Raw genomic sequence first — 8,459 nt, 5'->3', positions numbered from 1 at the left:
CCCCCCTCCCCCCCCCCCCCCCCCCCTCGGCGACGGGGGCGAAGCGGGCCAGGCTTTCGGCGATGGAGGCGTTGATGTTGGCCTTCGAGAACCCCTCGGAGGCCGAACCGAATATCGCCACCTCGTCCGCCCTTGCGGCAATCGCGGCCTCGAGTCCCTTCATGTTGGGCGTCAGCGCCGCATAGGAGATGCCGTCCTTGCGCTTGATCGTGGCAAGCACGTCGCCCGACGACGCCATCTGCGGCACCCATTTCGGCGACACGAAGGACGCCACCTCGATGCGGCGGAAGCCCGCGCCGCTCAGACAGTCGATCAGGCGGACCTTGTCCGCGACCGAGATTTGCGCGGCCTCGTTCTGCAACCCGTCACGCGGGCCGACCTCGAATATTTCGACGTCACCTGTCATCTCGCGCCCTCCCATACGGGGAAATACTCCTGCGGAAACAGCCGCTCGGCCGGCGCCGGCAGGCTTTTGCGGAACGCCGGACGGTTGGTCACACGGTAATACCACGACTCGACCGCCGGGAACGGATCGGTTCGGGCGAAATGCCGCGCCATGTAGACCGCCTGCGCCACGCCGATATCTGCAGCGGTAAACCGCTCCGCGACCAGGTGTGTTCGCGCCGCGAGCCGTGCCTGAAGCGCCGCGTAGCATTTGCCCAGCCGCGCCGCCTCGAGTTTCATCACGACGGGCGACCGCATCGCATCGTCATAGAGCATGACATGCTGCTGTGTCAGCGCCGCCGCATGCTGGCTGATGGTCTCGGCAAAGTGCAGCCAGACCAGCCAATCGGCCCTGTGCGGCGCGCCGGGCGCGATCCCCAGGTCCGCATCGGGATGCGTCTCGCACAGATACTCGGCGATAGCCGCCGTCTCGATCATCGCGCCGCCATCGATCTCCAGCGCCGGAACCCGGCCCGCGGGCGACAGGGCCAGGTAGTCCGGATCGCGCAGCGACTTGTCGAACGGGTGCGTCACCAGATCGAACGGCACGTCCAGTTCATAGAGCAGCCACAGTGTCCGCATCGACCGGGTCTGCGGCGCATGATGCAGTCGGATCACGCCGCTTCCTCGTCTTCGGCGGCCAGCCGCAACAGGGCCGCGCCCGCCTCGACCTGGTCGCCTTCGCGCACCATCACCTCGGCGACGATCCCGGCGCGCCCGGCGGTCAGCGCATGCTCCATCTTCATCGCCTCCAGAACGGCCAGCCGGTCGCCCGCCGCGACCTCGGCCCCCGCGGCCACCAGAACCCGCACGACGCGCCCAGGCATCGGCGCTTCGATGACATCCGGCGAATGGGCGTTGGCGGCGCGCGCCAGCGGATCGACAATATCAAAGTCCAGTCCGTGATGCGCGAAGACCGTCACCCGGTCGCCATGCCGCACGGCCCCCGAAGCCGGTGCGCCGTCAAAGCGCCACCGCCCCGCCTGCCGCTCGGCCAGAACGGTGGCACCGGGCATCCCGATCTCGACGCGATCCGGTCCGCGCGCGGACACGCCCAGCACGATATCCTCACCGTCGCGCGACAACACCACCCTCTGGGTCAGCGGCTGCCACAGGGCGAATCCCTGGGCCGGTGCCGCGGCCCCGGTCAGTCCCGCCGCACAAAGCGCGGCCTCGGCCAGCACCACGGGTGCAACCTCGGGCGGCATCGTCAATGCCTCGAGATCGCGCGCGATCAACCCGGTATCGACCTCGCCCGCCGCGAAGCCCGGATGACGCGCCAAGGCTCCGAGAAACGCCAGGTTGGTGACCGTGCCCGCCACCTGCGTCTCGTCCAGCGCCCGTGCCAGCTTCGCCAGCGCGATCCCGCGCGTCGGACCATGGGTGACCAGCTTTGCGATCATCGGATCGTAATGCGGGCTGATGGTATCGCCGGCCCGCACCCCGGTATCGGCCCTTGCCCCGGGGCCGAACACCAGATGATCCAACCGCCCCGTAGCCGGCAGGAAACCGCGCGGCACGTCCTCCGCGTAAAGCCGCGCCTCGAAGGCATGGCCGGTCAGGGCGATCTCACCCTGCGCCAGGGGCAGCGCCGCGCCCGCCGCCACGCGCAACTGCCACGCGACCAGATCGATCCCGGTCACTGCCTCGGTCACCGGATGCTCCACCTGCAGACGGGTGTTCATCTCCATGAAGAAGAACCCGTCCGGCGACAGCCCGCCCGCGCCGTCGACAATGAACTCGACCGTGCCGGCCCCCTTGTAGTTGATCGCCTCTGCCGCCCTGACCGCCGCCTCGCCCATGGCCGCACGCATCTCGGCGGTCATGCCCGGTGCAGGCGCTTCCTCGATGACCTTCTGATGGCGACGTTGTAGCGAACAATCCCTTTCGAAAAGGTGAACCGCAGAGGTCCCGTCGCCGAATACCTGCACCTCGATATGGCGCGGCTGGGTCACGAACTTCTCGATCAGCACGTTTTCATTGCCGAACGCCCCCTTCGCCTCGGCTTTCGCAGAGGCCAGCGCATCGGCGAACCCCGCCTCCTCCATGACCAGCCGCATGCCCTTGCCGCCGCCCCCGGCGACCGCCTTGATCAGCACCGGGTATCCGATGCGCCCCGCCTCGGCCTGCAAATGCGCCGGGTCCTGATCGGCACCGTGATAGCCCGGAACCACCGGCACATCGGCCTCTTCCATCAACGCCTTGGCGGCGTCTTTCAGCCCCATCTTGCGAATGGCCGACGCCGACGGGCCGATGAACACCAGCCCGGTCGCCTCGACCGCCTCGACGAAATCCGGGTTCTCCGACAGAAAACCATAGCCGGGATGGATCGCCTCGGCCCCCGTGGCCAATGCCGCCGCGATGATCGCCTCGCCGCGCAGATAGCTTTCCGACGGCGCCGACCCGCCGATCCAGACGGCCTCATCCGCCATGGTCACATGCCGCGCGGCGCGATCAGCGTCCGAGTAGACCGCCACGGTGCCGACCCCCATGGCACGTGCCGTGTCGATCACACGACAGGCAATCTCGCCGCGGTTGGCGATCAGGATCTTCTGGAACATCTTGTGTCTCCGCCTTGCCGAATGCCGCGACAGACCCTGTCACGATCGGACCATAAATACCTCTCGGGGGAGCGCGAGGGGGCGACGCGCCCCTCGCTCCCGCAATTGCCACAGGCCCGACACCGGGCCATCCCGCACCCGCTGCCGCAGATCCCGCTCACATCCGGAACACGCCGAAGCGCGTCTCCTCGATCGGCGCGCAGAGCGCCGCCGACAACGACAGGGCCAGCACGTCGCGGCTCTTGCGCGGGTCGATGACCCCGTCGTCCCACAGCCGCGCCGCCGCATAAAGCGGATGGCTCTGGCGCTCGAACATCTCGATGGTCGGGCGCTTGAAATCCGCTTCGGCCTCGGCGGACCAGTCTTCGCCCGCCTTCTCGATCGCGGCGCGCTTCACGGTGGCAAGCACCCCCGCCGCCTGCTCGCCGCCCATGACCGAGATGCGCGAATTGGGCCATGTCCACAGGAACCGGGGCGAATAGGCGCGTCCGGCCATGCCGTAATTGCCCGCGCCGAAAGAGCCACCGACCAGCATGGTGATCTTGGGCACATTGGTGGTGGCGACCGCGGTCACCATTTTCGCGCCGTGCCGCGCGATGCCCTCGTTCTCGTATTTGCGCCCGACCATGAAGCCGGTGATATTCTGCAGGAACACCAGCGGGACGGACCGCTTCGAACACAGCTCTATGAAATGCGCGCCCTTTTGCGCCGCCTCGGAAAACAGCACGCCGTTATTGGCCACGATCCCGACGGGGCAGCCTTTGACATGGGCAAAGCCGGTCACCAGCGTGTCGCCAAAGCGCGGCTTGAACTCGTCAAAGCGCGACCCGTCGACCAGCCGCGCGATGACCTCGCGGATGTCGTAGGGCGTGCGCAGCCCCGCGGGCACCACGCCGAGGATTTCCTCGGGGTCGTAGGCCGGCTCTTCGGGGCTTTGCCAGCGCACGGTCGCGGGTTTGGTGCGGTTGAAGCTCTCGACCGCGCGGCGGGCCAGCGCCAGCGCGTGATGATCGTCCTCGGCCAGGTAGTCCGCCACGCCTGAAAGCCGCGTGTGCACGTCGCCGCCGCCCAGATCCTCGGCGGTGACGACCTCGCCGGTCGCGGCCTTGACCAGCGGCGGCCCGGCCAGAAAGATCGTGCCCTGATCCTTCACGATGATGGTGACATCCGACATCGCCGGCACATAAGCGCCCCCGGCCGTGCAGGAGCCCATGACAACCGCCACCTGCGGGATATTCTTGGCGCTCATCCGGGCCTGGTTGTAGAAGATGCGCCCGAAATGCTCGCGGTCTGGAAAGACCTCGTCCTGATTGGGCAGGTTCGCGCCGCCGCTGTCCACCAGGTAGATGCAGGGCAGATGGTTCTCCTCGGCGATCTCCTGCGCGCGCAGGTGCTTCTTGACGGTCATCGGGTAATAGGTGCCGCCCTTCACCGTGGCGTCATTGGCCAGAACCATGCATTCCTGCCCCATCACGCGCCCGATGCCCGCAATGGCCCCCGCGGCGGGGGCGGCGCCGTCATACATGCCATGCGCCGCCGTCGCGCCAACCTCCAGAAACGGCGCGCCGGGATCGAGCAGCGTCGCCACCCGGTCGCGCGGCAACATCTTGCCACGCTCGAGATGGCGTTGGCGCGCCCGCGCCCCGCCGCCTTCCGCCGCCAGTGCCGCCGCTTCCTCGATCTCGCGCAGCGCGTCGAGATGCGCGGCGCGATTGGCCTGGAACTCTTCCGAGCCCGGCATCGCCTGAGAGATCAGCTTCATGTCCTTGTCCCTTCCGCCTCGGCCTTGGCGCGAGCTTTCAAATCCTTCCGGATCACCTTGCCGGTGACGGTCATCGGAAGCGCCTCGAGAAAGGCGATTTCCCTGGGGTAGGAATGGCTTGCAAGCCGCTCCCTGACCCAGTGCTGCATGTCCCTAACCAGCGCGTCCGCCTCGGCCTCACCGTCCGGCACCGCGCCCTTCAGAACAACGTAGGCCTTGACGATTTCACCGCGCAAAGGGTCGGGTTTGCCGACCACGCCGACATTGGCGACGGCGGCATGGGTCATCAGGCAATCCTCGATCTCGGACGGACCGATCCGGTAGCCTGCCGAATTGATGACGTCGTCGGTGCGCCCGACAAAGCGCAGGAACCCGTCCTCGAGGATGCCGCGATCCCCGGTCAGCATCCAGCGGCCCTTGAACTTGGCCGCCGTGGCCCGGGGATTGCGCCAGTATTCCAGCATCATCGACGCCGAGCCGCGCTTGACCGCGATGTCGCCCTCGCCCTCGGTCGGCGCTCCGGTCTCGTCCAGCACCGCAATCCTGTGCCCGGGCACGGGACGACCGATGCGCCCCGGATGCGGGGCAAAGAGGTCCGACGCCGAGGAGACCACCATGTTGCATTCGGTCTGCCCGTAGAACTCGTTGATGGTGACGCCCAGCGCCTGCCGCCCCCAGGCCAGCATCTCCGCCCCAAGCGGTTCGCCACCGCTCGCCACGGTCCTCAACCCGCCGATGGTGATCCCCTCGGACTTCATCATGCGCAGCACGGTCGGCGGCAGAAAGACGTTCTTGACCCCGCCGTCCCGGCAGATCTCGATGCAGTCCCGGGGCCGGAACTTGTCGGACCGCGCCGCCACCACCGGCACGCCAAGCGCCAGCCCCGGCATCAGCACATCGAACAACCCACCGATCCAGGCCCAGTCCGCAGGCGTCCACAGCACATCGCCCCGGCGTCCCAGGAAATTGTGGCTCATCTCGACGCCCGGCAGGTGCCCGGTCAGGATGCGGTGCCCGTGCAGCGCGCCTTTTGGCTTGCCGGTGGTGCCGCTGGTATAGATCAGCACGGCGGCATCGTCCGGGCCGGTCACCACGCCCGCCTGGCTGCCCAGCCTTGCCGAGGGCAACCGGTCGCGGGTGATCAGCCCCAGCCCGAAGCCCGCAAGCTTCGCGCCCCCTTCGTCGTCGGTGACCACCACGCCCAGCCCCGAATCGTCGATCCGCGTCTCGAGCGCATCGCGCCCGAACAGCTTGAACAGCGGTACCGAGATCGCGCCCAGCCGCCACGCCGCGATATGCGCCGCGGCGCAAAGCGGCGATTGCGACAGCAGCACGCCGACCCGGTCGCCCCGCATCACCCCCTTCTCGATCAACGCCGCCTCGACCCGGCGCGATCGCTCCCAGAGCTGGGCATAGGTGATGTCGCGTCGTCCCGTGCCGGTCAGATCGATCATCGCGATCCGGTCCGGTTCGGTCGCCGCCCAGCCGTCACAGACCTGGTGCGCCATGTTCAGCTCGTCCGGCAGGTCCCAGCGGAACCCGGCATACAAGGCGTCGTAGGGGCGCGGACGCAGCATCATCTCAGCGCTCCTTCGGCCCGACCAGCCGGTCGAGCCCGCCGAACCGGTTGACGTAAAAGGTATAGTGCCGCGACGGATCGTAGGGCTCGGGGCCGCAGACCACCACCAGCCAGGACACAGCCCCCGGATCGGGCCGGGCGCGACAGTCCGTCGGCGCGGCCCCCGCCCCGGTTCCCGCGGCGTGACGCGCGGTCATGTAGCGCGCGGCATAATCCTCGATCACCTCGGTCTCGGTCACATTCGCCACCAGCCAACCCTGACGCCAGCCAAACAGCGCGGCCAGGGCCACGATCAGCGCAAAGGGCAGAAACAACGCCCATCGCGGCATCAACCCATCGCTGCCATCAACTCGCGCCCGACCAGCATGCGGCGAATCTCGGACGTGCCCGCCCCGATCTCCATCAGCTTGGCGTCGCGGAAGATGCGGCTGACCGGCGTTTCGTTCATGAAGCCCGCCCCACCCATCGCCTGCACGGCCTGATGCGCCTGCACCATCGCCTGTTCGGACGCATAGAGACAGCAGGCCGCCGCGTCCTGGCGCGTGACCTCGCCCCGGTCGCAGGCCTTGGCGACCTCGTAGACGTAGGCGCGCGCGGAATTCATCGCGGTATACATATCGGCGATCTTGCCCTGCATCAGCTGAAAGGACCCGATCGGCTTGCCGAACTGCTTGCGCTCCGCAAGGTAGGGCATGACCTCGTCAAGACAGGCGGCCATGATGCCAAGCCCGATGCCGGCCAGCACGACGCGTTCGTAATCAAGCCCCGACATCAGCACCCGCACGCCGCGGCCCTCGCTGCCCAGAACGTTCTCGAACGGCACTTCCACATCCTCGAAGACCAGCTCCGCGGTGTTCGACCCGCGCATGCCGAGCTTGTCGAAATGCGCGGAGGTCGAGAACCCTTTCATCTCCTTGTCGATCAGAAAGGCGGTGATTCCCTTCGATCCGGCCTCGGGATCCGACTTGGCATAGACCACCAGCGTGTTGGCGTCCGGCCCGTTGGTGATCCAGTACTTGTTGCCGTTCAGACGGTAGTGGTCGTTGCGCTTTTCCGCGCGCAGCGACATCGCGACAACGTCCGATCCGGCCCCGGCCTCGGACATCGCCAGCGCGCCCACATGTTCCCCCGAGACCAGTTTCGGCAGGTATTGCGCGCGTTGCTCGGGCGTGCCGTTCAGGCTGATCTGATTGACGCAGAGGTTGGAATGCGCGCCATAGGACAGCGACACCGACGCCGAGGCCCGCGCCACCTCCTCGACCGCGACGGTGTGCGCCAGATAACCCATGTTGGCGCCGCCGTATTCCTCGTCGACGGTCACGCCCAGCAGGCCAAGGTCCCCCATTTCGCGCCAAAGCTCATTGGGAAAGTTGTTCGACCTGTCGACTTCCGCCGCCATCGGCCTGACGCGCTCCTGCGCCCAGCCATGCACCATCTCGCGCAGCGCGTTGACGTCATCCCCCAGATCGAAATTCATGACCGCGTTGAACACCGGCGGACCCTCCCAAGCCATTATTGAACAGTCGTTCAAATCTATACCGACCCTCGGCCCTCTGCGTCAATCCCCGAGACGACACCGGAACTCGGACACGGACTCAAGGGTTGCATGTCCAAGCGCAAATCGAAAGGAATCAAAATGAGCACCGAGCTGAAAGACGCCTTCTGGAGCCGCATGGACGACGTCCAGGCAGGTCTGCTGACCGCATCCGGCACCCGCCCCATCCCGATGTCGCCCAATGCCGACCGGGCCGAGAACGCGATCTGGTTCATCACCGCCCGTGGCTCTGCTGCCGATGACGGCGCGAAGGCCAATGGCGACGCCGCCTTTTATGTGGCGGATGCCAAGGCGAACCTCTACGCCACTGTCGACGGCACGCTATCGGTCAGCCACGACAGCGCCAAGCTTGACGAGATCTGGAACGTCGTGGCCGCCGCATGGTTCGAGGACGGTCGTGACGATGACGCCATCCAGCTGGTGAAGTTCACCCCGCGCGAGGCCGAGATCTGGGCCACCACCAACGCGGCGGGCTTTCTCTACGAGATTGCAAAAGCCAACCTGACCGACGACACAGCCGATGCCGGCGATCATGGCCGGGTGACATTCTGAAAGGAT

Annotated in this window: 8 protein-coding genes; 1 reads left to right on the top strand and 7 read right to left on the bottom strand. The window is 67.1% G+C overall.

Annotated elements, in window-relative coordinates:
• The 7 genes from ACXYMN_RS10915 to ACXYMN_RS10885 form a co-directional block, all read right to left on the bottom strand.
• The coding region (locus ACXYMN_RS10915; protein WP_459013662.1) for a beta/alpha barrel domain-containing protein at positions 1-406 on the bottom strand (406 nt) is incomplete at its 3' end.
• On the bottom strand, positions 403-1,062 hold the full coding sequence (locus tag ACXYMN_RS10910; RefSeq protein ID WP_459013661.1) for a glutathione S-transferase family protein: 660 nt from the start codon (positions 1,060-1,062) through the stop codon (positions 403-405). The genes ACXYMN_RS10910 and ACXYMN_RS10915, both read right to left, overlap by 4 nt.
• The gene (locus ACXYMN_RS10905) at positions 1,059-3,005 is read right to left on the bottom strand and encodes an acetyl/propionyl/methylcrotonyl-CoA carboxylase subunit alpha (protein ID WP_459013660.1); all 1,947 of its coding nucleotides are present in this window, start codon (positions 3,003-3,005) and stop codon (positions 1,059-1,061) included. The genes ACXYMN_RS10910 and ACXYMN_RS10905 overlap by 4 nt, the downstream gene beginning before the upstream one ends.
• A 157-nt stretch (positions 3,006-3,162) precedes the next feature.
• Complete coding sequence (locus tag ACXYMN_RS10900; protein WP_459013659.1) at positions 3,163-4,767, bottom strand: carboxyl transferase domain-containing protein; 1,605 nt, start codon at positions 4,765-4,767, stop codon at positions 3,163-3,165.
• Positions 4,764-6,344, bottom strand: coding sequence for an AMP-binding protein (locus ACXYMN_RS10895; RefSeq protein WP_459013815.1), 1,581 nt, complete (start codon positions 6,342-6,344; stop codon positions 4,764-4,766). The genes ACXYMN_RS10900 and ACXYMN_RS10895 overlap by 4 nt, the downstream gene beginning before the upstream one ends.
• Before the next feature lie 4 nt (positions 6,345-6,348).
• Positions 6,349-6,675: a hypothetical protein gene (locus tag ACXYMN_RS10890; protein ID WP_459013658.1), complete on the bottom strand. Its 327-nt coding sequence runs from the start codon at positions 6,673-6,675 to the stop codon at positions 6,349-6,351.
• Entirely contained in the window at positions 6,675-7,838 is a 1,164-nt protein-coding gene (locus ACXYMN_RS10885; protein ID WP_459013814.1) for an isovaleryl-CoA dehydrogenase, read from the bottom strand. Before ACXYMN_RS10885 ends, ACXYMN_RS10890 begins: the two co-directional genes overlap by 1 nt.
• Before the next feature lie 144 nt (positions 7,839-7,982).
• Here ACXYMN_RS10885 and ACXYMN_RS10880 point away from each other — a divergent pair, with 144 nt between their 5' ends.
• Positions 7,983-8,453 (top strand): pyridoxamine 5'-phosphate oxidase family protein, encoded by a 471-nt coding sequence (locus tag ACXYMN_RS10880; protein WP_459013657.1) that lies wholly within the window; start codon positions 7,983-7,985, stop codon positions 8,451-8,453.
• The last annotated feature ends 6 nt before the right edge of the window (positions 8,454-8,459 follow it).

Source organism: Roseivivax sp. CAU 1753 (assembly GCF_054482575.1).
Note: the sequence above shows the minus strand (reverse complement) of the source record. Positions and strands in the feature narration are given on the sequence as shown.

What these genes read in the sequence shown, in the direction of transcription:
- ACXYMN_RS10905 (WP_459013660.1), bottom strand. Translation starts at nt 3,005, where the DNA reads ATGTTCCAGAAGATCCTGATCGCCAACCGCGGCGAGATTGCCTGTCGT.
- ACXYMN_RS10900 (WP_459013659.1), bottom strand. Translation starts at nt 4,767, where the DNA reads ATGAAGCTGATCTCTCAGGCGATGCCGGGCTCGGAAGAGTTCCAGGCC.
- ACXYMN_RS10895 (WP_459013815.1), bottom strand. Translation starts at nt 6,344, where the DNA reads ATGCTGCGTCCGCGCCCCTACGACGCCTTGTATGCCGGGTTCCGCTGG.
- ACXYMN_RS10890 (WP_459013658.1), bottom strand. Translation starts at nt 6,675, where the DNA reads ATGCCGCGATGGGCGTTGTTTCTGCCCTTTGCGCTGATCGTGGCCCTG.
- ACXYMN_RS10880 (WP_459013657.1), top strand. Translation starts at nt 7,983, where the DNA reads ATGAGCACCGAGCTGAAAGACGCCTTCTGGAGCCGCATGGACGACGTC.